General features: G+C 59.9%; 27 protein-coding genes. 16 read left to right on the top strand and 11 right to left on the bottom strand.

The window, feature by feature from the left end; all coding sequences use genetic code 11:
* The 7 genes from ACR0NJ_RS13480 to mdh form a co-directional block, all read right to left on the bottom strand.
* Positions 1 to 2,958 (bottom strand): 2-oxoglutarate dehydrogenase E1 component, encoded by a 2,958-nt coding sequence (locus tag ACR0NJ_RS13480; protein WP_480817652.1) that lies wholly within the window; start codon positions 2,956 to 2,958, stop codon positions 1 to 3.
* A complete protein-coding gene (locus tag ACR0NJ_RS13475; protein WP_480817651.1) occupies positions 2,955 to 3,497 on the bottom strand; it encodes a DUF805 domain-containing protein in 543 nt (180 codons plus the stop codon). The genes ACR0NJ_RS13480 and ACR0NJ_RS13475 overlap by 4 nt, the downstream gene beginning before the upstream one ends.
* A gap of 9 nt (positions 3,498 to 3,506) precedes the next feature.
* On the bottom strand, positions 3,507 to 4,319 hold the full coding sequence (locus ACR0NJ_RS13470; RefSeq protein ID WP_480817650.1) for a hypothetical protein: 813 nt from the start codon (positions 4,317 to 4,319) through the stop codon (positions 3,507 to 3,509).
* Positions 4,319 to 5,200 (bottom strand): succinate--CoA ligase subunit alpha, encoded by an 882-nt coding sequence (gene sucD / locus ACR0NJ_RS13465; RefSeq protein WP_480531935.1) that lies wholly within the window; start codon positions 5,198 to 5,200, stop codon positions 4,319 to 4,321. Before sucD ends, ACR0NJ_RS13470 begins: the two co-directional genes overlap by 1 nt.
* 34 nt (positions 5,201 to 5,234) lie before the next feature.
* Complete coding sequence (locus tag ACR0NJ_RS13460) at positions 5,235 to 5,744, bottom strand: hypothetical protein (protein WP_480817649.1); 510 nt, start codon at positions 5,742 to 5,744, stop codon at positions 5,235 to 5,237.
* Between the two features lie 70 nt (positions 5,745 to 5,814).
* On the bottom strand, positions 5,815 to 7,008 hold the full coding sequence (gene sucC / locus ACR0NJ_RS13455; RefSeq protein WP_480817648.1) for an ADP-forming succinate--CoA ligase subunit beta: 1,194 nt from the start codon (positions 7,006 to 7,008) through the stop codon (positions 5,815 to 5,817).
* Between the two features lie 308 nt (positions 7,009 to 7,316).
* On the bottom strand, positions 7,317 to 8,279 hold the full coding sequence (gene mdh / locus ACR0NJ_RS13450) for a malate dehydrogenase (RefSeq protein ID WP_480817647.1): 963 nt from the start codon (positions 8,277 to 8,279) through the stop codon (positions 7,317 to 7,319).
* A 161-nt stretch (positions 8,280 to 8,440) separates the two neighbouring features.
* On the opposite strand from mdh, the gene ACR0NJ_RS13445 reads away from it, so the two are divergent.
* Complete coding sequence (locus ACR0NJ_RS13445; protein WP_480817646.1) at positions 8,441 to 9,196, top strand: sulfite exporter TauE/SafE family protein; 756 nt, start codon at positions 8,441 to 8,443, stop codon at positions 9,194 to 9,196.
* On the opposite strand, the gene ACR0NJ_RS13440 is transcribed toward ACR0NJ_RS13445, so the two are convergent.
* The gene (locus tag ACR0NJ_RS13440) at positions 9,193 to 9,489 is read right to left on the bottom strand and encodes a hypothetical protein (protein WP_480817645.1); all 297 of its coding nucleotides are present in this window, start codon (positions 9,487 to 9,489) and stop codon (positions 9,193 to 9,195) included. The genes ACR0NJ_RS13445 and ACR0NJ_RS13440 overlap by 4 nt on opposite strands.
* Before the next feature lie 170 nt (positions 9,490 to 9,659).
* Between ACR0NJ_RS13440 and ACR0NJ_RS13435 the strand changes: the two genes are divergently transcribed.
* The 12 genes from ACR0NJ_RS13435 to ACR0NJ_RS13380 all read left to right on the top strand — a co-directional run bounded on the left by ACR0NJ_RS13435 (position 9,660) and on the right by ACR0NJ_RS13380 (position 18,919).
* Positions 9,660 to 10,517, top strand: coding sequence for an HpcH/HpaI aldolase/citrate lyase family protein (locus tag ACR0NJ_RS13435; RefSeq protein ID WP_480817644.1), 858 nt, complete (start codon positions 9,660 to 9,662; stop codon positions 10,515 to 10,517).
* Between the two features lie 7 nt (positions 10,518 to 10,524).
* A complete protein-coding gene (locus ACR0NJ_RS13430) occupies positions 10,525 to 11,079 on the top strand; it encodes an NnrU family protein (protein ID WP_480817643.1) in 555 nt (184 codons plus the stop codon).
* 12 nt (positions 11,080 to 11,091) lie between these two features.
* Positions 11,092 to 11,298, top strand: coding sequence for a DUF1737 domain-containing protein (locus ACR0NJ_RS13425; protein ID WP_480817642.1), 207 nt, complete (start codon positions 11,092 to 11,094; stop codon positions 11,296 to 11,298).
* Complete coding sequence (locus ACR0NJ_RS13420; protein ID WP_480817774.1) at positions 11,295 to 12,323, top strand: MaoC family dehydratase; 1,029 nt, start codon at positions 11,295 to 11,297, stop codon at positions 12,321 to 12,323. Before ACR0NJ_RS13425 ends, ACR0NJ_RS13420 begins: the two co-directional genes overlap by 4 nt.
* Positions 12,324 to 12,388: 65 nt before the next feature.
* Positions 12,389 to 13,051 carry a DUF1194 domain-containing protein gene (locus ACR0NJ_RS13415; protein ID WP_480817641.1) on the top strand — a complete coding sequence of 221 codons (663 nt, stop codon included), beginning with the start codon at positions 12,389 to 12,391 and terminating at the stop codon, positions 13,049 to 13,051.
* A gap of 214 nt (positions 13,052 to 13,265) precedes the next feature.
* Positions 13,266 to 13,652 carry a succinate dehydrogenase, cytochrome b556 subunit gene (gene sdhC / locus ACR0NJ_RS13410; RefSeq protein ID WP_480817640.1) on the top strand — a complete coding sequence of 129 codons (387 nt, stop codon included), beginning with the start codon at positions 13,266 to 13,268 and terminating at the stop codon, positions 13,650 to 13,652.
* A gap of 12 nt (positions 13,653 to 13,664) precedes the next feature.
* Positions 13,665 to 14,036 (top strand): succinate dehydrogenase, hydrophobic membrane anchor protein, encoded by a 372-nt coding sequence (gene sdhD / locus ACR0NJ_RS13405; RefSeq protein ID WP_480614225.1) that lies wholly within the window; start codon positions 13,665 to 13,667, stop codon positions 14,034 to 14,036.
* An 18-nt stretch (positions 14,037 to 14,054) separates the two neighbouring features.
* Positions 14,055 to 15,860 (top strand): succinate dehydrogenase flavoprotein subunit, encoded by a 1,806-nt coding sequence (gene sdhA / locus ACR0NJ_RS13400; RefSeq protein WP_480817639.1) that lies wholly within the window; start codon positions 14,055 to 14,057, stop codon positions 15,858 to 15,860.
* Between the two features lie 85 nt (positions 15,861 to 15,945).
* Complete coding sequence (locus ACR0NJ_RS13395) at positions 15,946 to 16,572, top strand: sulfotransferase (protein ID WP_480817638.1); 627 nt, start codon at positions 15,946 to 15,948, stop codon at positions 16,570 to 16,572.
* Positions 16,573 to 16,585: 13 nt separating this feature from the next.
* Positions 16,586 to 17,365 carry a succinate dehydrogenase iron-sulfur subunit gene (locus ACR0NJ_RS13390; protein ID WP_480817637.1) on the top strand — a complete coding sequence of 260 codons (780 nt, stop codon included), beginning with the start codon at positions 16,586 to 16,588 and terminating at the stop codon, positions 17,363 to 17,365.
* An 88-nt stretch (positions 17,366 to 17,453) separates the two neighbouring features.
* On the top strand, positions 17,454 to 17,702 hold the full coding sequence (locus tag ACR0NJ_RS13385; protein ID WP_480817636.1) for a hypothetical protein: 249 nt from the start codon (positions 17,454 to 17,456) through the stop codon (positions 17,700 to 17,702).
* A 353-nt stretch (positions 17,703 to 18,055) separates the two neighbouring features.
* The gene (locus ACR0NJ_RS13380; protein WP_480817635.1) at positions 18,056 to 18,919 is read left to right on the top strand and encodes an urea carboxylase-associated family protein; all 864 of its coding nucleotides are present in this window, start codon (positions 18,056 to 18,058) and stop codon (positions 18,917 to 18,919) included.
* On the opposite strand, the gene deoD is transcribed toward ACR0NJ_RS13380, so the two are convergent.
* The 3 genes from deoD to ACR0NJ_RS13365 form a co-directional block, all read right to left on the bottom strand.
* Positions 18,920 to 19,630, bottom strand: coding sequence for a purine-nucleoside phosphorylase (gene deoD, locus ACR0NJ_RS13375; RefSeq protein WP_480817634.1), 711 nt, complete (start codon positions 19,628 to 19,630; stop codon positions 18,920 to 18,922). It abuts the gene before it with no gap.
* An 18-nt stretch (positions 19,631 to 19,648) separates the two neighbouring features.
* Positions 19,649 to 19,966, bottom strand: a complete 318-nt coding sequence (locus tag ACR0NJ_RS13370; protein WP_480817633.1) for an H-NS histone family protein — start codon at positions 19,964 to 19,966, stop codon at positions 19,649 to 19,651.
* A gap of 125 nt (positions 19,967 to 20,091) precedes the next feature.
* Entirely contained in the window at positions 20,092 to 22,059 is a 1,968-nt protein-coding gene (locus ACR0NJ_RS13365; protein WP_480817632.1) for a protein meaA, read from the bottom strand.
* Between the two features lie 144 nt (positions 22,060 to 22,203).
* Between ACR0NJ_RS13365 and ACR0NJ_RS13360 the strand changes: the two genes are divergently transcribed.
* The 3 genes from ACR0NJ_RS13360 to ACR0NJ_RS13350 all read left to right on the top strand — a co-directional run bounded on the left by ACR0NJ_RS13360 (position 22,204) and on the right by ACR0NJ_RS13350 (position 26,079).
* A complete protein-coding gene (locus tag ACR0NJ_RS13360) occupies positions 22,204 to 23,592 on the top strand; it encodes a 1-acyl-sn-glycerol-3-phosphate acyltransferase (RefSeq protein WP_480817631.1) in 1,389 nt (462 codons plus the stop codon).
* Between the two features lie 117 nt (positions 23,593 to 23,709).
* Entirely contained in the window at positions 23,710 to 24,993 is a 1,284-nt protein-coding gene (ccrA, locus tag ACR0NJ_RS13355; RefSeq protein WP_480817630.1) for a crotonyl-CoA carboxylase/reductase, read from the top strand.
* A 366-nt stretch (positions 24,994 to 25,359) separates the two neighbouring features.
* The gene (locus ACR0NJ_RS13350) at positions 25,360 to 26,079 is read left to right on the top strand and encodes a helix-turn-helix transcriptional regulator (RefSeq protein ID WP_480817629.1); all 720 of its coding nucleotides are present in this window, start codon (positions 25,360 to 25,362) and stop codon (positions 26,077 to 26,079) included.
* Positions 26,080 to 26,093: the final 14 nt, after the last annotated feature.

The raw sequence follows: 26,093 nt of genomic DNA, 5'->3' as shown, positions 1-26,093 counted from the left end.
TTACTTTCCTTCAATGCTCAGCGCTTCGTTCACCAGCGCTTCTTGTTGGGCTTTGTGTTGGCTGGCCAGACCCGTCGCGGGCGAGGCGGATGTGGCGCGGCCCACATAGCGTGGCCGTGTGTGTTTGGCCTTAATGCGGGTCAGGACCCATTCGATATTGGGCTCGATAAAGGTCCAGGCCCCCTGGTTCTTGGGCTCTTCCTGACACCAGATAATCTCGGCCCCTTTGAAGCGCTCAAGCTCGTTGATCAGCGAATGCGCCGGGAAGGGGTAGTATTGTTCGATCCGCATCAGGTAGACGTCGTCGATGCCGCGCGCGTCGCGCTCTTCCAGCAGGTCATAGTAAACCTTGCCGGAACACAGAACGACCCGTTTGATCTTGTCGTCTTTGACCAGCTTGGTGTCCGAATTCCCGTGCTGCGCATCATCCCACAGCACCCGGTGGAAGCTGGAGCCGGTGGTGAACTGATCCGCCGTGCTGACCGCTAGCTTGTGCCGCAGCAGCGATTTCGGCGTCACCAGAATCAGCGGCTTGCGGAAGGTGCGGTGCAGCTGACGGCGCAGGATGTGGAAATAGTTCGCAGGTGTCGTGCAGTTGGCCACGATCCAGTTGTCCTGACCGCACATCTGCAGGAACCGCTCCAAGCGCGCGGACGAGTGTTCGGGGCCCTGCCCTTCGAACCCGTGCGGCAACAGGCAGACGAGACCTGACATCCGCAGCCATTTGCTTTCGCCCGAGCTGATGAACTGGTCGAACATGATCTGCGCACCATTGGCAAAGTCGCCAAACTGCGCCTCCCACAGGGTCAGCGCGTTCGGTTCCGCCAGCGAGTAGCCGTATTCGAACCCCAGCACAGCATATTCCGACAGCATCGAGTCGATCACTTCGTATTTCGACTGACCCTTTCGGATGTTGTTCAGCGGGTAATACCGATCCTCAGTGTCCTGATGTATGAACCCCGAGTGGCGCTGCGAGAATGTCCCGCGCGTGGCGTCCTGACCGGACAGGCGCACCGGGTACCCCTCGGTCAGCAGCGAGCCAAAGGCCAATGCCTCACCCGTCGCCCAGTCGAAGCCTTTGCCAGAGTCGAACATCTGCTTCTTGTGGTCCAGCAGGCGGGCCACTGTCTTGTGTACGGCGATATCGTCCGGTGCATGGGTCAGGGCTTTGCCGACCTCGGCCATCGTGTCCGGAGCAATGGCGGTTTCGCCGCGCACATATTCCTCTTTGCTTTTGTCCATATGCGACCAGCGGCCATCCAGCCAGTCGGCCTTGTTGGGCTTGAAGTCTTTCCCGGCCTCGAACTCATCATTCAGATGGGCCTGGAAGGCGGCCTTCATATCCTCGATCTCGCCTTCGGGGATCAGCCCGTCCTTGACCAGCCGCTCAGTGTAGAGGCTCAGCGTGGTCTTATGGGTCTTGATCTTCTTGTACATGATCGGGTTGGTGAACATGGGCTCGTCGCCCTCGTTATGGCCAAACCGGCGATAGCAGAAGATGTCGATCACCACGTCCTTGTGGAACTTCTGGCGGAACTCAGTCGCCACCTTGGCGGCATGCACCACCGCTTCGGGGTCGTCGCCGTTCACGTGGAAGATCGGCGCTTCAACCATCAGCGCGATATCCGTGGGATAGGGGCTGGAGCGGCTGAAATGCGGCGCAGTTGTAAAGCCGATCTGGTTGTTCACCACGATATGCATGGTGCCGCCCGTCTTGTGCCCGCGCAGACCGGACAGGCCGAAGCCTTCGGCCACAACGCCCTGACCGGCAAACGCCGCGTCGCCATGCAGCAGAATGCCCATAACCGCCGTCCGGTCGGTATCCTTCAACTGATCCTGCTTGGCGCGGACCTTGCCCAGCACAACCGGGTTCACCGCCTCAAGGTGCGAGGGGTTGGCAGTCAGCGACAGGTGGACCGAGTTCCCATCGAACTCGCGATCACTCGACGCGCCAAGGTGATATTTCACATCGCCCGAGCCATCTACGTCTTCGGGCTTGAAGCTGCCGCCCTGAAACTCGTTGAAAATGGCGCGATATGGCTTGCGCATCACATTGGCGAGGATGTTCAAACGCCCGCGGTGCGGCATGCCGATCACGATATCCCTGATCCCCAAGGCACCGCCGCGCTTGATGATCTGCTCCATCGCCGGGATCAGGCTTTCACCGCCATCCAGACCGAAGCGCTTGGTGCCCATGTATTTGACGTGCAGGAATTTCTCGAACCCTTCGGCCTCGACCATCTTGTTCAGGATCGCTTTGCGGCCTTCCTTGGTAAAGGCGATTTCCTTGCCGTAGCCTTCGATCCGTTCCTTCAGCCAGGCGGCCTGTTCCGGGTCCGAGATGTGCATGTATTGCAGCGCGAAGGTGCCACAGTAGGTCCGTTTCACGATCTCGACGATCTGCCGCATGCTGGCCACCTGCAGGCCCAGCACGTTGTCGATGAAGATTGGGCGATCCATGTCGGCATCGGTGAACCCGTAGGTTCTTGGGTCCAACTCGGGGCTGGTGCTGGCCGCGCGCATGCCCAGCGGGTCCAGATTGGCCGCCAGATGGCCCCGGATGCGATAGGCCCGGATCAGCATCAGTGCCCGCAAGCTGTCCAGCACCGCGCGCTTGATCTGGTCCTCGCTGACCTTCACGCCGGTATCGGCTGCCTTTTCCTTGATCTTCTTGCCCGCCGCCTTGGCGTCAATCTCGGCCCATTCGCCGGTCAGCGCACCGGTCAGATCATCCGCTGGCATCGGAGGCCAGTCGGTGCGCGCCCAGGATGGCCCGTCCGCCTCGCGCTGGATATCCGGCACGGCGTCGCCCATGGCCCGGAAGAACTCACCCCAGGCGGCATCGACCGCACCGGGATCCCGTGTGTATTGGGCATAAAGCTGTTCCAGATATTCGGCATTGTGCCCCTGCATAAAGCTTGAGGCATGAAAGGCAGAGTTGGGCGAGTGTTCGGTCATTGGGCTACCTCATATGGGTTGGGACCGTATTGGTTGGTGCCTGGCTGGCTGGGGCGGGCCAGCCACCACAGAACTAGGAGGGGCGACACAAACAAGACAAGCAGTGTCGGAATAACGATCAGCAGAGTGGCACGGGTGAACAGAATGTCCAAATTGCCGCCATGCTGGAAGCTGGACGCAAGGCCGATTCCAAAGATCAGAACGGCGAAGGCCCCAAGGGTCAGAAGGATCGGCAGCAGAGCATAAAGGCCGCTGCGCCCGGTATCGTGCATCCGCCGCCACGCGACGGCCAGATGCGGGATGAAAACGATCAGTGTCACGATGCTTTGCACCGGCGCCGAGGACGTGGCGGTAACGGCCTTAACCTCATCGGTTTGCGTTTCGGTGACCTGAGTAAAGAACTGCGCATCGATGATCCCGGCGATGATGTTCCAGATCACGATGAACAGGAAAAAGAACCAGTATTCGGGCCGCGTGGCACGACCTGAGAAGGTGAAGAACTTGGCGAAACAGGTGCGGATGGCGTCAGAGAAGGTCATTGGGCTACCTCACTGAAGCTTAGTGGGGGAGATACTGATGACTGCCGGTGGCAGAGCATCGAAGATTTGCGGATCGAATGTTCTTCTGGATTCGGGGAGCTCGATTGTCGTCGATGAATAGAGCGTTCTGAGTGCCGGTTCGTCCAGATTGGCGGCAAAGATATTTGCGTTGCCCGCCGTTCCAAACAAGGCTGTCACGCCGTCCCGGTTGCTTTTTGGCATGTCCTCGGGCCACTTCTCCGCAAAACTGTCGAGCTGTGTTGCGGCATCAAGGATGCTGCTGGGTCCCGCCATGATGCAATAACCTTTACCGAGGCTTACGCCGAGAACTGCCAGTCGGTACTCGCCTTTGCTATATGCGGGCTGGTTCGGAGGCAGCGCAGAGTTGCCCAGAATTGAGGCGGCCATGAAGTCAGCATTGACAATCAAATACCCAAGCTGCGTGCCAAAGTCGTTGCTATTTGCCATCAGTTCGAGGGCTTCGTCGCCAAAGACCGCGAAGTCCCGCGCAAACAATGACCAGAACAGCACGTTCAAACTCGTTTGCTGGGTGTCGGCGGCCTGCCAGCCGAGCTTATTCAACTCGCCATCAACGGCGGCAACGTCGTTTCCGAGGTCTGAACACAGGCTCAGTGCCTCGCGGAAGGTTTCCGTTTCACCGGATGCATGTGAGGGGCCGCACAGAACGCTCAGGGCGGCGAATAATGCACCCGCCCGGCGGCAACGCCGGGCAGCGCCCGACCCTCCCCCCGGGAGGGCGCTTGCAGCACCCACCCAGGGTCGGGCGCTGCCCTCAGCGCCTTTGGAGAGTCGGTTTGCCATCAGCCAATCGCTTCCAGCACAGCCTCACCCAGCGTCGCCGGGCTTTCGGCCACGACGATACCAGCACTGCGCATGGCTTCGATCTTGTCCTCGGCGCCGCCCTTGCCACCGGCGACGATCGCACCCGCGTGGCCCATGCGGCGGCCCGGAGGGGCTGTGCGACCTGCGATGAAGCCAGCGGTGGGTTTCGAACGGCCCTTCTTGGCCTCATCCGCCAGGAACTGCGCGGCTTCTTCCTCGGCCGAGCCACCGATCTCACCGATCATGATGATCGAATGGGTCTCGTCATCCGCCAGGAACCATTCCAGCACGTCGATATGCTCGGTGCCCTTGATCGGATCGCCGCCGATGCCCACACAGGTGGACTGGCCCAGACCCACATCGGTGGTCTGCTTGACCGCCTCATAGGTCAGCGTACCTGAACGCGACACAACACCGACCGAGCCACGCTTGTGGATGTGGCCCGGCATGATGCCGATCTTGCAGGCGTCGGGCGTGATGACACCGGGGCAGTTCGGCCCGATCAGGCGCGACTTGCTGCCTTCCAGCGCGCGCTTCACCTTCATCATGTCCAGAACCGGAATGCCTTCGGTGATGCAGACGATCACCTCCATCTCGGCATCAATCGCTTCGAGGATCGAGTCAGCCGCAAAGGGCGGCGGCACATAGATCACACTGGCATTGGCCTCGGTCACATGCTTGGCCTCGTGGACCGAGTTGAATACGGGCAGGTCAAGATGCGTCATCCCGCCTTTGCCGGGGGTCACACCGCCGACCATCTTGGTGCCATAGGCGATGGCCTGTTCGCTGTGGAATGTGCCCTGCGAGCCGGTAAAGCCCTGACAGATCACTTTGGTATTTTCGTCGATGAGGACTGCCATTTTGAGGAGTCTCCTGTTTCTAGGCGTCGCTTGGTTAGCGGTCGCCACGTTGAATGCTGAAAGTCATCACATTGGAATGTGTGCTGATTTGGTGGATGCCTCGAAAGCGCATGGGAACCCCATTTGCGACAAAGGTGAACGTTCCATTTCCAATTGAGCTTGTCTGGTATCCAGCGTCTTTTAACGCGGTCAACCATGTTCGTCCGATGACATTGAAGTCATCGGATTCGCTGGAAAATGAAACCTCGCAACCAACACCTTTTTTGAAGTTCAGCGTTCCACCTTCCCCGGTAAACTTGTTCCGATCCTTGCTTCGGAAGTTTACGCCGGACTTTGTGATGGGTTTGTAGGTTTCGTATCTCAGCTTGGTCAATTCCGAATAATTCGGATCCTGACCAAGCGCAGCCGTAACACATGCCGGAACAGACGCTTTTGCGAGTGGCAGTTTTCTATCAAACTGCTCAGTTTGCTGTTCTTGCGTTAGCGGTTCCGCGCATGCCGACAGAAACAGCAGGAATGCGGCTGTGGTGAACTTTACCTTCATTTAACGCTCATTCTGCTCGTTCGAGTTTTAGGGCCAGATGCGATTGCTGTTGGGGCAGGAGAATACGCCATCAACCCTTAACCGCCTTCACGATCTTCTCGGCACCATCTTTCAGGTTGTCTGCCGCGATCACGTCCAGGCCAGAGGTGTTGATGATCTCTTTGCCTTTCTCGACATTCGTACCTTCCAGGCGCACGACCAGCGGAACCTGCAGGCCGACCTCTTTCACGGCAGCAACCACGCCCTCGGCAATCACATCACACCGCATGATGCCGCCGAAGATGTTGACCAGAATGCCTTTGACCTGCGGGTCCGAGGTGATGATCTTGAACGCCTCGGTCACTTTTTCCTTGGTCGCACCGCCGCCCACGTCGAGGAAGTTGGCAGGCTCGGCCCCATAGAGCTTGATGATGTCCATGGTCGCCATCGCCAAACCGGCACCGTTGACCATACAACCGATCTCACCATCCAGCGCGATGTAGTTCAGGTCGTATTTGCTGGCTTCCAGTTCCTTGGGGTCTTCCTCGGTCGTGTCGCGCAGTTCGGCAATATCCGGGTGGCGGTAGACCGCGTTGCCGTCGAAACCGACCTTGGCGTCCAGCACCTTCAGGTCGCCCTTGTCCGAGACGATCAGCGGGTTGATCTCCAGCATCTCCATGTCCTTCTCGACGAAGGCGTTATAGAGCTGGTTCATCAGCTTCACGCATTGCTTGACCTGCGCGCCTTCCAGACCCAGCGAGAACGCAATGCGGCGGCCGTGATAGGGCTGATAACCAGTGGCAGGGTCCACCGAGAAGGACAGGATCTTTTCAGGCGTGGCAGCCGCCACCTCTTCGATGTCCATACCGCCCTCGGTCGAGCAGACAAAGGAAATCCGGCTGGTCTGGCGATCCACCAGCAGCGCCAGATACAGTTCCCGCTCGATGCCCGAACCGGCCTCGATATAGATGCGGTTCACCTGCTTGCCCGCGGGGCCGGTCTGATGCGTGACCAGCGTGCGGCCCAGCATCTTCTTGGCTTCCTCGGCGGCTTCCTCCACCGATTTGGTCAGACGCACACCGCCCTTTTCACCGGCGTCGGCCTCTTTGAACGAGCCCTTGCCGCGCCCGCCCGCATGGATCTGCGCCTTGACGACCCAGAGGGGCCCATCCAGCTCACCGGCTGCGGTTTTGGCTTCCTCGGCGCGCAGAACCGCGCGACCGTCGGAGACCGGAGCGCCATAGCTGCGAAGAAGCCCTTTGGCCTGATATTCGTGAATGTTCATCGAAATTGTCCCGTCTGACTGCGATTACACCGTTATTGGCGTGTCTAAGGGTCAAGTTTAAAGGCTTTTTTGACAGAGGAGAAGATTTTCACGAAGTTTTTCCATATTTGTGATCACAGGTTTTTCGGGTGTGATCACAAAGAAAAAAGCAATGCTTGGGATGATTCGTCGTCTGGCCAGCCCTGCCGGAAAACACATTCAAAAAAGGCGTTTGCGACGTTTGCGCCAACATTTTGGGCCGGATGCGGTAGCCGCAAAAGAAAACCGGCCCAGATGAGGGCCGGTTTCAAAATCGTCTGGCGGTTGCCTTATGCCAGCGAGCTATCAATGCCCTTACAGGCCTCAATCAGACCCTTCACGGCATTCACCGAGTTGTCGAAACCGGCCTGCTCTTCTTCGTTCAGCTTGATGTTGACGACCCGTTCGACGCCACCGGCACCGATGACGGTGGGGACGCCGACATACATGCCCTTGACCCCCAGCTCTCCATCGCAAAAGGCGGCGCAGGGCAGGACGCGTTTTTGGTCTTTCAGATAGGCTTCGGCCATTTCGATTGCCGAGGTGGCAGGCGCATAGAAGGCCGAGCCGGTTTTCAGCAGACCGACGATTTCCGCACCGCCGTCGCGGGTGCGCTGCACGATGGCGTCTAGCTTGTCCTGCGTGGTCCAGCCCATCTCGACCAGATCGGGCAGCGGGATACCGGCGACGGTCGAATAACGCACCGACGGCACCATGGTGTCGCCGTGGCCGCCCAGAACGAACGCGGTGACGTCGCGCATCGAGACGTTGAACTCTTCCGACAGGAAATGCGCGAAACGGCCCGAATCCAGAACGCCCGCCATGCCGCAGACCTTGTTATGCGGCAGGCCCGAGAATTCGCGCAGGGCCCAAACCATCGCGTCCAGCGGGTTGGTGATGCAGATGACGAAGGCGTCGGGTGCATTGGCGGCGATGCCTTCACCGACCGACTTCATGACCTTCAGGTTGATGCCCAGCAGGTCGTCGCGGCTCATGCCCGGCTTGCGGGGGACGCCGGCGGTGACGATGCAGACGTCCGCGCCCGCGATGTCCGCGTAAGACTGGGTGCCCTTCAGCTTGGCGTCAAAACCTTCCGAGGGGCCGGATTCCGCGATGTCCAGCGCCTTGCCTTCGGGGGTGCCTTCGGCGATGTCGAACAGGACGACGTCGCCCAGTTCTTTCATTGCTGCGAGGTGGGCGAGCGTGCCGCCGATCTGACCTGCGCCGATCAGCGCGATCTTGGGTCTGGCCATTTGGAATATCTCCGATGGGTTTTGAAATCGCGGATGTGCTAGTCGCAAATCGGGCGCTGCGCAAGCCTGTCGCAGCGTGGCATACAACCGCATACCGTTTGCGCAACGCCTGCCGGTTGCGCTAAACCGCCTGCAACACATGCCTATTCGCGGGATGCCCGATGTTCGAGATGAACCTGATGTTTTTTGCCGTGGCGATCCCGGCGGTGATCTTCGCCGGGATATCCAAAGGCGGGTTCGGCTCGGGGGTGGCCTTTGCGTCCTCGTCGATTCTGGCGCTGATCCTGACGCCCGGACAAGCGCTGGCGCTGATGCTGCCGATCCTGATGGTGATCGACGTGGCCACCCTGAAACCCTATTGGAAGCGCTGGAGCTGGCCGGATTCCCGCCTGCTGATCCTGGGCGCGGTGCCCGGCGTGGCGCTGGGCGCGTGGCTCTATCGCGCCACCGATGACGATCTGCTGCGCCTGCTGATCGGAGGCATCTCGGTCGGCTTCGTGATCTGGCACGTGGCGCAATCGCGCGGCTGGATCAGGGGTTTTGCCAACCGCCTGCCACCCCCGGCTGGCCTGTTCGCGGGGCTGGTCGCCGGGTTCACCAGCTTTGTCAGCCACGCAGGCGGCCCGCCCGCCGCCGTCTATCTGCTGTCGCAACGCCTGACCAAGACCAAGTTTCAGGCCTCGACCGTGCTGGTCTTCTGGGTGATCAACGCGGTGAAATTTGTGCCCTTCGCCTATCTGGGCCTGTTCACATGGCATACCGCACTGGCCGATCTGCTGCTGACCCCCTTCGCCATCCTTGGTGCATGGCTGGGCGTCCGGGCGCATTTCATGCTGTCCGAACGCCTGTTCTTTGGCATCGCTTACGTGCTGCTGACACTGACCGGCAGCAAGCTGATCTGGGACGCGCTTACTTAAGCGTTGGGCGGCAGCGCTTCGGCCAGCGCCTCGAAGGACTGGCCGGTGGCGATCAGGCAGGTCACCCCATCCGGCAAGGTCACGGTAATGGTCCAGCTTCTCGTCCGGTCCGAGACAAAGACCTCCATCATCGCGCCCTGCCGCGCGATGCCGATGGCGCGGCGCGTCTCGCCATAGGTCTCGGCCAGCCGGGCGATCACATCCGCCCGCGGCGCGCAGGTCTGCGCCCGGACCTGTTGCGCGGCCAGCACCATGATCCCCAGCCCCATCGTCATCTTGATCAGCGTTTTCATCCGCAACCCCTTTCGATTCCCTTTCGCAATCAGGGTGCGGGTCCCAGACCGAAATCCGGTTAACCCAACGCGGGTTGCGCCGCGTATGCTGCAATGCGGCGATTTTGTCCTTGAAGTTTCCGTCAAAAAATGCCCCATTTCGCGCAACTTTATTTCAAAGGGAGAGGCCCGTGGACCCCCGTCACCGCCCCTATCGTTCCGTTCTCTATATCCCCGGCTCGCGCGACCGGGCGCTGGACAAGGCGCGCAGCCTGCCGGTGGACGCGATCATCTTCGATCTGGAAGATGCGGTTGCCGCCGATGAAAAGGAAAACGCCCGCGCCACGCTGGCGGCCGCGCTGGCCGCCGGAGGGTACGGCGCGCGCGTCAAGATCGTGCGGATCAACGGGCTGGATACCGAATGGGGCCGCGCCGATGCCGAGGCCGTGCGCGATATGGGCGCGGATGTGGTCCTGTTGCCCAAGGTGGAAACGCCCGCTCATGTGGATGCGCTGGCGGCGATCACCGACGATCTGCCGATCTGGGCGATGATGGAAACCCCGCGCGGGATGCTGAACGCCGCCCAGATCGCGGCCCATCCGCTGATGGCGGGGTTTGTCATGGGCACCAATGATCTGGCCAAGGACCTGCGGACCCGCTTCCGCCCTGACCGCCTGCCGATGATGACCTCGCTGGGCCTGTGCCTGCTGGCCGCCAAGGCCGAGGGGCTGATCATCGTCGATGGCGTCTATAACGCCTTCAAGGATACCGACGGGCTGGCCGCCGAATGCGAACAGGGCCGCGACATGGGCTTTGACGGCAAGACGCTGATCCACCCCGCGCAGGTCGATATTGCCAACGCGGCCTTTGCGCCCTCGGACGCCGAGGTCGATCTGGCCCGCCGCCAGATTGCCGCTTTTGACGATGCTCAGGCACAGGGGCAGGGCGTCGCCGTGGTTGATGGCCGGATCGTTGAAAATCTGCACGTTGTAACTGCCCGCGAAACTCTGGCAAAAGCAGAGGCGATAACAGCTTTGCAAGCGGGGTAGGCCAGCAATGGGCTTTGTTCTTCTGATCCTTGGTGTGGCGCTTTGGTGGGCCGCACATCTGTTCAAACGCGTGATGCCGGACCGGCGCGCGGCGATGGGCGACGCAGGCAAGGGCGCGGTGGCGCTGGCGCTGGTCGCGGCGGTGCTGCTGATGATCTTCGGCTATCGCATGACCGACACCGTCTTTGTCTGGGCCCCGCCCAGTTTCATGGTGCATATCAACAACCTGCTGGTGCTGATCGCGATCTGGATGATGAGCCCCGCAGGCCAGAAAGGCCGCCTGCTGCACCGGATGCGCCACCCGCAGCTGGCCGGGTTCCGCGCCTGGGCCTTTGCGCATCTGCTGGTCAATGGCGATCTGGCCTCGATCATCCTGTTCGGCGGATTGTTCCTGTGGGCCGTGGCCGAGGTGGTGGTGATCAACCGCGCCCAGCCCAACTGGGACCCGGGCGAACCCGGCACCTATGGCAAGGACGCGATGTTCTTTGTCGCCTCGATCGTGTTGTTCGTGATCATCGGCTATATCCACGGGCTTGTCGGCCCCTCGCCCTTCCCCTCGTAAGGAGCTGACATCATGGCGAAACTTTATCGCTTGCTGACCGAGGAAGACACGTCCGCCTTCTGCCACAAGGTCTCGGACGCGCTGGCCAAGGGGTGGTCGCTCTATGGTGATCCCTCTTACGCCTTTGATGCGGCCAACAACGTCATGCGCTGCGCGCAGGCGGTGACCAAAGAGGTTGCCGCCGACTACACCCCCGACATGAAACTGGGACAGCAATAATGAAAACCAATCCTGGCCGTTTTTTCGAGGATTACACCGTCGGGCAGGTGCTGCATCACGCGGTGCCCCGCACCGTGACGGATGGCGAGCGCGCTTTGTATCACGCGCTCTACCCCGCGCGCCACGCGCTCTATTCCTCGGACGAATTCGCCCGGAATTGTGGCCTGCCGCAAAGCCCGATCGACGATCTGGCGGCATTCCATGTGGTCTTTGGCAAAACCGTCCCCGGCATCTCGCTGAACGCGGTCGCCAATCTGGGCTATGCCGAGGGGCGCTGGCTGCAGCCGGTCTATCCCGGCGATACCCTGCGCGCCGAATCTCAGGTGATCGGGCTGAAACAGAACTCGAACGGCAAGACCGGGGTGGTCTGGGTTCGCACCCGCGGCCTGAACCAGCGCGACGAGGTGGTGATCGAATATGTTCGCTGGGTGATGGTGCGCAAGTCGAACCTCGATGCACCGGCACCGGAAACGGTGGTGCCCGATCTGAAGCCGGCGCTTGCGGTGGATGATCTGGTGGTGCCGCAGGGCCTCGATTTTTCGGCCTATGACTTTGTCCAGGCGGGTGAAGCGCATCGCTGGGGCGATTACGAAATCGGCGAAACCATCGACCATGTGGACGGCGTCACCGTGGAAGAGGCCGAGCACATGCTGGCCACCCGCCTCTGGCAAAACACCGCCAAGGTGCATTTCGACCTGACCTTCCGCCCCGAAGGCAGGCTGATTTACGGGGGGCATGTCATTTCGATGGCCCGGACCCTGTCGTTCAATGGTCTGGCAAACGCGCAGATGATCGCAGGCCTGAACGGCGGAGCCCATGCCAACCCCTGTTTCGCGGGCGATACGATCAAAGCGTGGTCTGAGGTTCTGGACAGGGCCGAAACCGGCGTTCCGGGCGTGGGTGCATTGCGCCTGCGACTGGTGGCGACCAAGGGTGGCACGCCGTTTGAACTGCGGGGTGCCGATGGCAAGTACCTGCCGGACGTGCTGCTGGACCTCGACTACTGGGCGCTGATGCCGATCTGATCCCATCGCGCGTGTCACGAGATTCTGAGGAAGGCAGGGCGTTTCATCCGTGCTAACCTTGGGTCATGGTCCTGCTTCGCACTCTTGCTGCTTGCGTTTTATTAGCCCCATCCGCTTGGGCCTGTGACCTTGCGTTGGCGCTGGCCGTGGACGTGTCGGGTTCGGTCGACAGCAAGGAATACCGCATTCAGATGGATGGCCTGGCCACCGGTCTGCGCGATCCGGCGGTGTCCGAGGCGCTGGTTCGGGGACAGGCGCAATTGATGCTGGTTCAGTGGACAGGTGCTTCGCGCCAAAGGACCACGATCCCCTGGACCCGGATCGACAGTTTTGAGGCACTGGACAGCTTCGCAGATCAGGTGGCCGCCGACCCAAGGGTCTGGCGCAATTTCTCGACCGCCATAGGCGAGGCGCTTGAATCCACGATGGCCAGCTTCGATGCCGTGTCAGATTGCAAACGTCTGCTGATCGATATCTCGGGCGACGGCATATCGAACGAAGGGGTCGAGCCGACACAGGTTCACAGCCTTTTGCGCAGCCGGGGCGTGACGGTGAATGCTATCGCCATCGAAGAAAGCGAACCCGACCTGACGGCGTATTTCTTTGAAAATGTGATCGTCGGCGAAGGGGCCTTTGTGGTCTCGGCCGCTGGATTTGACGATTACCCCGAGCGAATAAGAAAAAAGCTTCTGCGCGAAGTGACGCAGCAAACGGCGGCCTTGAAATAAGGCGGCGCAGATTCGTGATCACATTGCTTTGGCCTTGAAATCGCTAACATTGAAAGGACGGAATAGGTTTTGTGATCACGAGTTTATTTTGTGTGATCACATAGCGCGACATTCTGCCGTTTTGCGGCGAAATTACCCTTTTCTGCACCTGCAGCACGTGACAGACGTCGAAAAAACAGTAAAACCTTCGGAAGCCAACCGAAAAGGAGCCGCCATGGCCGATGTTAATCGGGGCAACCGCCCGTTATCGCCTCATCTGTCGATCTATCGTCCACAGCTGACGTCGGTCACATCCATCCTGACGCGCATCACCGGAAACGCTCTGATCGTCGCCGGGCTGTTGATTGTCTGGTGGTTCCTCGCTGCGGCAACCTCGCCCGAGGCCTTTGCTGTTGCGAATGGCGTGATCACCTCGGTTCTCGGCGATCTGGTCATGGCGCTGTCGGTCTGGGGCATCTGGTATCACGCGCTGGCGGGCATTCGTCATCTGATCTGGGACAGCGCCGTTGGTCTGGATCTGCCCACAGCGACCAAGCTGGGCTGGGCGGTTGTCATCGGCTCGGTCGTGCTGACCCTGCTCACCCTGCTGATCGTCGCGTAAAGGAGGCCTGATATGCGTTATCTGACAGACCGCAAGCGCGCGATGGGCCTGGGATCGGCCAAGGCGGGGACAGCTCATTTCTGGCGGATGAAGGTCAGCTCGGTGGCTTTGCTGATCCTTGTCCCGCTGTTCATCTTCACATTCGGCCCGGTTCTGGGTCAGCCCTATGACGTGGTGCTGGACTATTACTCGCGCCCCTTCCCGGCGATTGTCGCGGCGCTGACCTTGGGGGTCGGGTTCAAACATTTTGCCGAAGGCGCGCAGGTGATGCTTGAGGATTATGTCCACGGCACCATGGAGAAGGTGCTGATCATCCTGACCACCTGCCTGTCCTACGGCGCGGCTGCGGCTGGCATTTTCGCCATCGCGCGTATTGCCCTTTAATTCCCGGAGCTGAAAGAAATGGCTGCATACGAATACGAAACGCATGAATATGACGTGGTTGTGGTCGGTGCCGGTGGCGCCGGGCTGCGGGCGACTTTGGGCATGGCGGAACAGGGGTTGCGCACCGCTTGTGTGACCAAGGTGTTCCCGACCCGCTCGCACACCGTTGCCGCACAAGGCGGCATCGCGGCGTCGCTGTCGAACATGGGCCCCGACCATTGGCAGTGGCATATGTATGACACCGTCAAGGGCTCGGACTGGCTGGGCGATACCGACGCGATGGAATACTTGGCGCGTGAAGCCCCCAAAGCGGTGTATGAGCTGGAACATTACGGCGTGCCGTTCAGCCGCACAGAAGAGGGCAAGATCTATCAGCGTCCCTTTGGCGGCCACACGACCGAGTTCGGCGAAGGCCCCGCAGTGCAGCGGACCTGTGCCGCCGCCGACCGGACTGGGCATGCGATCCTGCACACGCTGTATGGGCAGTCGCTGAAAAACAACGCTGAGTTCTACATTGAATACTTCGCCATCGACCTGATCATGTCCGATGACGGGCAGTGTCAGGGCGTCGTCTGCTGGAAGCTGGACGATGGCACGATGCATGTGTTCAACGCCAAGATGGTGGTGCTTGCGACCGGTGGTTATGGCCGGGCTTATTTCAGCGCAACCTCGGCCCATACCTGCACCGGCGACGGCGGCGGCATGGTGGCCCGCGCGGGTCTGGCCTTGCAGGATATGGAGTTCGTGCAGTTCCACCCGACCGGCATCTACGGCTCGGGCTGTCTGATCACCGAAGGGGCTCGGGGTGAGGGCGGATACCTGACCAACTCGGAAGGTGAGCGATTCATGGAGCGTTACGCGCCCCAATACAAGGACCTTGCGCCGCGTGATTATGTCAGCCGCTCGATGACCATGGAAATCCGCGAAGGGCGCGGCCACGGCGATGACGGGGATCACATCCACCTGAACCTGAGCCACCTGCCCGCCGAGGCGTTGGCCGAACGCCTGCCGGGCATCTCGGAATCCGCCCGCGTATTTGCCGGTGTGGATGTCACCAAGGAACCGATCCCGGTTCTGCCGACCGTGCATTACAACATGGGCGGTATCCCGACCAACTATTGGGGCGAGGTTCTGAACCCCACCGCCGACAACCCGACCGCCGTGGTCCCCGGCCTGATGGCCGTGGGTGAGGCCGGATGTGCCTCGGTCCATGGAGCGAACCGGCTGGGGTCGAACTCACTGATCGACCTTGTGGTCTTTGGCCGCGCGGCGGCGATCCGTGCGGGCAAGGTGGTTGATGCCGCCGCGCCCAACCCGGTGCTGAACCAGGCCTCGGTTGACAAAGCCTTTGATCGGTTCGACGCCGTGCGCAACGCGAGTGGCGCGGTTCCGACCGCCGATCTGCGCCTTGAGATGCAGAAGACCATGCAGCAGGACGCGGCTGTGTTCCGCACCGCCAAGACGATGGCGGAAGGCGTCGAGAAGATGACCGCGATTGCCGCCAAGATGGATGATCTGAAAGTCTCGGACCGCTCGCTGGTCTGGAACAGCGATCTGATGGAATCGCTGGAACTGACCAACCTGATGCCAAGCGCGCTCGCTACCATCGTCGGTGCCGAAGCGCGCAAGGAATCCCGTGGTGCCCATGCGCATGAGGATTTCACCGAACGCGATGACGAGAACTGGCGCGTCCACACCGTAAGCCGGGTTGAGGGCAACACCGTCGAACTCAGCTATCGCCCGGTCATTGTAGATCCGCTGACCACCGAGGATGAAGGCGGCATCAGCCTCAAGAAAATCGCGCCCAAGGCGCGGACGTTCTAAGGGGCGAAGCAGTGGTGCGCAGGCGTCATAGACAAGCAGGTACAGCGCGCGGTCTTTGCGCGTCGCGCCCTGCGGGGTGCGCCTCATGACCGTTGAAGTTCTGCAGCCCACCGGAAGCGATCCCAAAATCCTGCTGATCGGTCTGAACCGCTGTGCGACGACCTCGTTCCACAAGCTGTTTCAGGCCAGTGGGATTCCGTCGGTGCATTGGGTGGACGACCTGGGCGACAATCTTGCGCAGCGGATGATGACGAATATCGCCATGGGCCGCAAACCGCTGGACGGGTTCGGCGCAACCCGCGCCTTTGCCGATCTGGCCTTTGTCAACGGGCGCTTCATGCTGGACGGCACGCGGTTCTTTCGCGAATTGCATGCGGCCTACCCGGATGCCTATTTCCTGCTGAACACGCGCAACTGCGATGACTGGATAGCCTCCCGCGCACGGCATTCGAATGGCGGATATCTCGAACGCTGCCGCAAGGCCAATGGCCAGACAGCGGATGAGGTAAAACGGGGATGGGCGCGCATGTATGATGTGCACCATGCTGAGGTTGAGACCTATTTCGACGGCAATCCCCGGTTCCTGCGCTTTGACATTGATGAGGACGCGCCGCAGGCAATCGCGGACTGGCTCTCATCCGATTTTGATGTGAACATTGCCCATTGGGGGCACTACAATCGCGGCGCGTCCAGACGCGCCCGGACAGGCTGAATGGAGAATTGAGATGGTTCAACTGACCCTGCCCAAGAATTCCCGGATCACCACCGGTAAGACCTGGCCCAAGCCGGAAGGTGCCACCAATGTGCGCAAGTTCCAGATTTACCGCTGGAACCCGGATGATGGGCAGAACCCGCGCGTGGATACCTATTTCGTCGATATGGACACCTGCGGCCCGATGGTTCTGGACGCGCTGATCAAGATCAAGAACGAGATCGACGCGACCCTGACCTTCCGTCGCTCCTGCCGCGAGGGCATCTGCGGCTCCTGCGCGATGAATATCGACGGGATCAACACGCTGGCCTGTATCTATGGCATGGATGAGATCAAAGGCGACGTGAAAATCTATCCGCTGCCGCATATGCCGGTGGTCAAGGACCTGATCCCTGACCTGACGCATTTCTACGCGCAGCATGCCAGTATCATGCCGTGGTTGGAGACCAAGACCAACCGTCCGGCGAAAGAGTGGAAGCAGTCTATCGAGGATCGCCGCAAGCTGGATGGGCTTTATGAATGTGTGATGTGCGCCAGCTGTTCGACCTCGTGCCCAAGCTACTGGTGGAACGGTGATCGCTACCTTGGCCCCGCCGCCTTGCTACACGCCTATCGCTGGATCATCGACAGCCGCGATGAGGCGACGGGCGAGCGTCTGGATGAGCTTGAGGACCCGTTCAAACTCTATCGCTGCCACACGATCATGAACTGCGCCAAGACCTGTCCCAAGGGGCTGAACCCGGCCAAGGCGATTGCCGAGATCAAGAAGATGATGGTGGAACGCGCCGTCTGATCACAGCCAAAGAATTTATGTGAATCCGGGATGGAAACTTCCCGGGTTTTTTCGTGTTATGCGGGCATTGAAATATCGGAGAATATCAATGACTCAAACACTACTGAAGGCTCTGTCCGTTGCTGCAATCGCCGTTCTTTCGGCGTGCGGTGGCTCGGGCAGTGATCGGGCGGATCTTGTTTTCAAGCAGGTGGAATGCGCCAGCCAAGCTGGAATTGAAGGTTCATTCACGACCCAATACGCCCTTCAGGACGGCAAACAAACCGAGGTCTTTGTTCCAGGCAATGGCATCACCGAAGCACAGGCCGCCAAAGCGAACGCTTGTATGGCGGCGTAGCCCGCAGCGATATTCAAGGTCGGCAGCCATGCCGGCCTTAACTCCGAGAACACCAACGCGGCCTGACCAAAGGACTGCGCCCTTGATTTCCCGAAGGTTATCGGGAAAGCAGAGATATGCCTGTCCTTTTGCTTTTGCTGGCCGCCGGTGTTTTTGCCTATTTCTTGTGGCGATCCCGCACGTCCTCGTTGACGCGCGATTGCCGTTGGCGCGAGCACCGGAAAGAAGGCCAGTGGCGTTGCAGCTTTTGCGGCGCGGTGTCGCAATCCGATTCCGAACCGACCAAATGCCTGAAAGGGCAGGGGTAGCGGCGGGGCTTTTCCGACGGCGCGAACTGGGCCAGTGTTGGCGCCATGACCGAATCTCAGAACCCAGCCCAACCGCCGAAAGACGCCGAGGCCCGCCGGGCCGTCGCGCCTGTGATCTGCTATCCCAACGACGATTTGCCGCCGGCGGATCTGAGGCTGTACCAAACCGCGCGCAGCACCGCGCAAAGGACGGGCGAGGTGCTGATCCCTCCGCGCGACGCGCGCTGTTTCGAAGTGCCCGCCGGGCATTTCTTTCGCATCACCTCGGTCGAGGGGCCACAGGTGGGCGATCTGAACCTGTGGAACCTGAATGACCTGTCCGAGCGGTTCTATTCCGGCAAAACCCGCGCGTTGCATGGCACCCATCTGACGACCGGCGAGCGGATGTGGTCCAGTTTCCCGCATATGCGCCCGATGGCGACGATCACCGCGGATACGCTGGGGTGGTATGGCATTGATGAGTATGGCGGCTCGGTCCATGACGTGATCGGCACCCGATGCGATCCCTATACGGGCAACCTGCTATCGGGAACGCAATACCACCATTGTTGCCATTCAAACCTGACCCGCGCGCTGGCCGATCATCAGGGCATTCCCTTGGCGCAGGCGGAACCGGCGGTGCATGATGTGCTGAACGTGTTCATGTGCACCGGGTTCACGCGCGATACCGGGCAATATTTCATGAAAGCCTCACCCGTGCGCCCGGGCGATTACCTTGAGTTCTTCGCCGAGATCGACCTGTTGGGCAATCTCAGCGCCTGTCCCGGTGGCGATTGCTCGTCCGAGCATTCCTCGGACACCGCCCCCTGCCACCCCCTGCTGGTCGAGGTCTTTGCCCCCGCCGAGGGTGCCTTGCAGGGATGGAGCAGCCCTGCGCGCAACGCCTATGATCGCACGCATGGGCTTTGATCAACTGGCGGGGAAGGCCGCCCCTAGCGCGATCTCGACCATGTCGCCAAAGCTGCGCTCGCGTTCGGATGCGGGCAGCGCCTCGCCGGTCAGCAGGTGGTCGGATACGGTCAGCACCGCCAGCGCCCGGCATTTATGGCGCGCGGCGAGGATGTAAAGCTCGGCCGCTTCCATCTCGACACCCAAGATTCCGTGGCGCACCATCTGTTCGTTCAGGTCCGGGCGTTCATCATAGAACACGTCCGAGGAATAGATGCCGCCCACATGGGTTGGCGTGCCCTTGGCTGCAGCCGCTTGTGCGGCGGCCTGCAGCAGACCCCAATCGGCGCAGGGGGCAAAGTTCATCTCTTTCATGATGCCGCGCGACGGGGTGCTGAGCGTGGTCGAGGTCATCGCCAGAATGACATCCCGCACATTGACACTGTCCTGCATTCCGCCGCAGGACCCGATGCGGATCAGCGTCTTTGCCCCGTAATCACGGATCAGTTCATTTACGTAGATCGACAGCGAGGGCATCCCCATGCCGCTGCCCTGAATGGTGACAGTATTTCCATTCCACGTACCGGTGAATCCCAGCATTCCGCGCACGTTATTGACTTGCTTAACGTCTTGCAAAAACGTCTCGGCCGCCCATTTCGCCCGATAAGGATCACCGGGCAAAAGAACGGTTTCCGCAATTTCGCCTTTTTCAGCGCCTATATGAATTGTCATTCTGAGACAAATCCTGTTTTAGATTTCCAACTCGGAAATATCTGCACCCGATTTCAATGCATCATGAACCCATTGCGGTTTGCGACCCCGACCGGTCCAGGTCTGGTCCGGCGCGGCGGGGTTGCGATATTTTGCCTTTGCTTTTGACCCCTTAGCGCTGCGCGGTGCGTCGTCCGACAATTCGGACAGAGAAAATCCGAATTCAGCGGCGGCCTTTTCAGCGGCTTTCCGTGCTTCCTGGCGTTCGCGTTTTTCGGCGCTTACCAGTGCTTTTTCAACGTTGTCGCGTAAACTTAGAAGCTCTTTTCGCGACATGCTTTCAAGATTGATCCCCATCATTCTTCTCCATACCTGTATTGAATCACGGCAAACATACCTGTCCGTATGAATTGCAAATGCCGGTATATTCCATTCCCGTTTAATCGGAAATAGGTATTCAGAGAATTAGGGTAAAGTGCTCGTTATTCCGCCGCGATGGATTGCGGGTCGACCAGAGTGACGATGTCCCCCATGATGGAATTCAACTCGAAATTCTTGGGCGTATAGATCTTCGCAACGCCCATCGATTTCAACTTTTCCGCGTCTTCATCGGGAATAATGCCGCCAACGATCACCGGAATATGCGCCAGCCCCGCGTCTTTCAGGCGGGTCATGACGTCCTGAACCAAAGGCAAATGACTGCCCGACAGGATCGACAGACCGATCACATGCGCGTCGTCCTCGATCGCGGCGGTGACGATTTCCTCGGGCGTCAGGCGAATGCCCTCGTAGCTGATGTCCATACCACAGTCGCGGGCGCGGAAGGCGATCTGTTCGGCTCCGTTGGAATGCCCGTCCAGCCCCGGCTTGCCGACCAGGAATTTCAGGCGGCGGCCCAGCCGGTCGCTGGCTGCATCGACGGCGGCGCGCAGGTCATCCAACCCTTCGGTCTTGTTCGAGACCGACCCCGACACGCCCGTTGGGCCGCGATAGGTGCCGTAGACTTTGCGCATCTCCTCGGCCCATTCGCCGGTGGTGGCCCCGGCCTTGGCGGCGGCAATGGACGGCTCCATCACGTTGGCCCCAGTTTGCGCCGCCTCGCGCAGCGCTGCCAGAGCCGCCGTGACCTCTGCATCGTCGCGTTCGGCGCGCCACTCGTTCAGGCGGTTGATCTGGTCCTGCTCGACCGCTGGATCGACAACCATGATGCCGCCATCTTCAGTCTGCAGGGGCGACGGTTCACCTTCGATCCATTTGTTGACGCCGACCACAACCGTTTCATTGCGCTCGATACGGTTTAGGCGTTCGGCGTTGGAATCCACCAACCGGGATTTCATGTATTCGATAGAGACGACCGCGCCGCCCATCGAATCCAGGTTGGCCAGTTCAGCGCGGGCACCCTCTTTCAGTTCCTCGACCTTGGCGTCCACGGCGGGGTTTCCATCGAACAGATCGCCATATTCCAGCAGGTCGGTTTCATAGGCCAGAATTTGCTGCATCCGCATCGACCATTGCTGATCCCATGGACGCGGTAGGCCCAACGCCTCGTTCCACGCGGGAAGTTGCACTGCGCGGGCGCGGGCTTTCTTGGAAAGTGTCACGGCCAGCATCTCGATCAGGATGCGGTAGACGTTGTTTTCCGGCTGCTGTTCGGTCAGGCCAAGCGAGTTCACCTGAACGCCATAGCGGAATCGGCGGAATTTGGAATCTTCAACGCCATAGCGTTGTTGCAGGATTTCATCCCAAAGATCGACAAAGGCGCGCATTTTGCACATTTCGGTGACAAAGCGGATACCTGCATTCACGAAGAAGGAAATCCGACCGCACAGCGCGGGGAAATCCTCGGCAGGCACTCGGGGCCGCAGTTCGTCCAGCACAGCGATGGCGGTGGCCAGCGCATAGGCCAGTTCCTGTTCGGGCGTCGCGCCAGCCTCTTGCAGGTGATAGGAACACACGTTCATCGGGTTCCATTTCGGCACGTTGGAATAGCAATACTCGGCCACATCCGCGATCATCTTCAGCGAGGGCTTTGGCGGGCAGACATAGGTGCCCCGGCTCAGATATTCCTTGATCAGATCGTTCTGAACCGTGCCCTGCAGTTTGGACACGTCCGCGCCCTGCTCCTCGGCCACCGCTATATACAGCGCCAACAGCCACGGCGCTGTCGCGTTGATCGTCATCGAGGTGTTCATCTGCTCCAGCGGGATTTGATCGAACAGCACCCGCATGTCGCCCAGATGGCAAATCGGCACGCCCACCTTGCCGACCTCACCCCGCGCCAGCGTATGATCGCTGTCATATCCGGTTTGCGTCGGCAGATCGAAGGCCACCGACAGGCCGGTCTGACCTTTGGCCAGATTGCCGCGATACAGCTCGTTCGACGCCTTGGCGGTAGAATGACCGGCATAGGTTCGGATGAGCCAGGGGCGATCTTTCTGCGTCTGCGTCATAAAGGGCCTCGTTTTTCAGATGAGCAACAAAATTACGTACAAGGCCTCTAAAGCGCAATTTTCGGGACATGTCAATTCGCTGCGTTGCGGCATTCCCAGATTGTTCAGATTGTGAGCGGTCGCGATTGATGGCAGTGTGCAGTCATGACGCAGACCGTGGAACTTCCGCTTTGGCTTTTCGTGCTGATCGTGACCTTTGCCGCGGTCACGTTCGCGTCGCATTTTCTGTTTCCGTCGGTGCGCTGGTTCTTTCGGCGTCGTCTGGAACGGGCGGTGTCGCGGCTGAACAAAAGGCTGCAACGGCCGATCCAGCCATTCAAACTGGCACGCCGTCACGACATGATCCAGCGGCTGATCTATGACCCCCAAGTGGGGCAGGCGGTGCAGCAACATGCGCTGGAGGAAGGCATCCCCGAAGGCGTCGCCTCGGAAAAGGCGCGCCGCTATGCGCGCGAGATTGTGCCGTCTTTCTCGGCCTTTGCCTATTTCAGCTTCGCCATCCGTCTGGCGCGCCTGCTGAGCAACACGTTCTATGACGTGCGCCTGAGCTACGAAGACGAAGCGGCGGTGAAAGACATCGATCCAGACGCTACGGTTGTCTTTGTCATGAACCACCGTAGCAACATGGATTATGTGCTGGTGACCTATCTGGCGGCACAGCAATCGGCGCTGTCTTATGCGGTGGGTGAATGGGCGCGGGTCTGGCCGCTAAGCCGCCTGATAAGGGCGATGGGGGCTTATTTTATCCGCCGCAAGTCGGGCAACGAGCTTTATCGTCAAGTGCTGGCCAGCTATGTGCGCCACGCGACCGAGGCCGGTGTGACGCAAGCCATGTTTCCCGAAGGCGGCCTGAGCCTGACCGGGGCGTTGGGTCGCCCGAAGCTTGGATTGCTGAAATACATCATGGACGGAACCTCGCCCGATGGGCGGGACGTGGTGTTTGTGCCGGTGGCGCTGAATTACGACCGGGTGCTGGAGGATACCATTCTGACCCGCGCGGCGCTCGGGTCCGAGCGGCGGTTCCGGGCCCGGATCGGGGTCATCACCGGTTGGATACTGAAGCAGCTCTGGCGCAGGCTGATTGGGCGGTACAAACGGTTCGGGGTGGCCTCGGTCCGCTATGGCATGCCGATCTCGTTGCGGGAGTTTCGCGCGGGCAATGGCGAGGACGTGATGACCGACCTTGCGCGCGAACTGATGCGCCGTCTAGGCCGGGCCATCCCGGTGGTTCCCGTGCCTGCGGCCTGCGCGTTGCTGCGGGATAACCAGACCATGTCAGTGTCTGATGCACAGGCGCAGATCGAAGCTATGCTGGATCAGGACAACACCCAACCGGCAGCTTATGCTGAGGCGGTCTCTGCCGCTCTCGACATCCTGGTTGAACGCCGGATGCTGCTCCGGCAGGGGGATGTTCTGTTGCTGTCCGGTCAGCGCACGGACTTGCTGGAATACTATGCTGCATCGGTCCCGGACCGGTTGAAATTGGCTGGCGCCGCACCTGCAAAAGAAAATTCTGCACCTGCTGGGTCATAAAATTACAATTTTGCACCAAAAACGGTTGCATTGTTGCGCAACGGCCAATATCCCATCATATGAAGCCTGCGATTCTGCGTCGCGGCAAAAGCAATGAGAGAGAAAGAGGAGGCCAGCATGGCTTTGGACACCGAAAGCGGTATCGCGTCGTACGAGGCACCCGAGAAAGACCTCTATGAAATGGGGGAAATCCCTCCGATGGGGTTTGTGCCCAAACAGATGTACGCATGGGCCATCCGCAAGGAACGCCATGGCGAGCCGATCACGGCCATGCAGCAGGAAGTTGTCGATGTTCCGGCACTGGACAGCAACGAGGTGCTGGTTCTGGTGATGGCCGCTGGCGTCAACTATAACGGCGTCTGGGCCGCGCTGGGCCAGCCGATCAGCCCGTTCGACGGCCACAGAGCGCCTTATCACATTGCCGGTTCGGATGCCTCGGGCATCGTCTGGGCCGTGGGCGACAAGGTGAAGCGCTGGAAGGTAGGCGACGAGGTTGTCATCCATTGCAACCAGGACGATGGCGATGACGAGGAATGCAACGGCGGCGATCCGATGTATTCCACCAGCCAGCGCATCTGGGGCTATGAGACGCCGGATGGCTCATTCAGCCAGTTCACCCGCGTGCAGGCCCAACAGCTTATGCCGCGTCCCAAGCACCTGACCTGGGAAGAGGCGGCATGCTACACCCTGACCCTCGCCACAGCATACCGTATGCTGTTCGGGCATGAGCCGCATGATCTGAAACCCGGCCAGAATGTTCTGGTTTGGGGCGCGTCGGGCGGGCTGGGCTCGTATGCGATCCAGTTGATCAACACGGCAGGTGCGAATGCGATTGGCGTGATCTCGGACGAAAGCAAGCGTGACTTTGTTATGGGGCTGGGGGCCAAGGGCGTTCTGAACCGTCGGGACTTTAACTGCTGGGGACAACTGCCCACCGTGAACACCCCGGAATATGCCGAGTGGTTCAAAGAGGCGCGCAAGTTCGGCAAGGCGATCTGGGATATTACCGGCAAGGGCAACAATGTCGATATGGTGTTCGAGCACCCTGGCGAAAGCACCTTCCCTGTTTCGACCTTTGTGGTCAAGAAGGGCGGCATGGTTGTGATCTGTGCTGGAACCTCGGGGTTCAACTGTACGTTCGACGTGCGCTACATGTGGATGCATCAGAAACGCCTGCAGGGCTCGCACTTCGCTCATCTGAAACAGGCCTCGGCCGCGAACAAGTTGATGGTCGAGCGTCGTCTAGACCCCTGCATGTCCGAAGTCTTCACATGGAACGACCTCCCTGAGGCGCATATGAAGATGATGCGCAACGAGCATAAGCCGGGCAACATGTCGGTGCTGGTGCAATCGCCCCGGACCGGGCTGCGCACGCTTGAAGAAGTTCTGGACGCGGGCTGACACACGCTTCAGTTGTTGATCCTGACACCCGCAGACCGCGACGCCGGTTTGCGGGTGTTTTGCGCTTGATTTGGGTCCTGCCCGTTTTCAAGGCCTTACAAAAATCTGCCCCGCTGTTTTTGGGGAGTAGAAACCAGCGAATATGCCAATAAACATGGCACATGTTATGGTTGTGTTAACCCTTCGTTAACTAATTCAGTGAGACCCTGATGGCGCAAAATGATTGGATATTGGACGTTTTGTCGGACCTTAACGCTTTCGCTGTTGCGAATGGGTTAACGACGCTTGCGGAACAGCTTGATGACACAAAGCTGATCGCAGCGGCCGAGATTGCGTCCATGAAGGATGAGGCACAGACGCCCGCGCATGGGAACAGAACTCGATTTGAGTCAAATCCTGCAGGATTTGGAAAACACCAACACGCTTGATGAACTCACTGGCGTTGCTGTTCGACTACGGGACCGGCTGAAGGTCGAACATCTGACATATCACTGGGTGGATGGCGCCGGGGACCAATACGGCTGCACCACCTATTCCGATGCCTGGGAGGACCGGTATCGGGACAAGAATTACCACAGAATTGACCCCGTAATCTTGGGCTGTTTCCAGCGGTTTCATCCGGTGGACTGGAAATCGCTGGACTGGTCGGGAAAGGTTGCCAAGGCGTTTTTGCAGGATGCGCGCAGCCATGGGGTTGGCAATCAGGGTTATTCGATCCCGATCCGCGGCCCCAATGGCCAATTCGCGCTGTTCACCGTCAATCATTCCTGCAGCGATCAGGTCTGGGCCGATTTCATCGCCACCTATGGGCGCGAACTGATCCTGGTGGCGCACTACATTAACCGCAAGGCGCTGGAATTCGAGGTGGACAGGCAACCCGACGCCCCGCGCAGCCTGTCGCCCCGCGAAATTGACGCGATGACGCTGCTGGCGCTGGGCTACAGCCGGGCGCAGGTGGCCCATTCCCTGTCGATTTCCGAGCATACATTGCGGGTTTATATCGAAAGCGCGCGCTCGAAGCTGGGCGCGCAAAATACCACTCATGCCATCGCAACGGCCCTCAGCCGGGGATTAATAGTCGTTTAACGGGCGTACGCCCT

The organism is Ruegeria sp. F11 (genome assembly GCF_056533855.1).
This window is presented reverse-complemented; position numbering and strand designations above follow the sequence as displayed.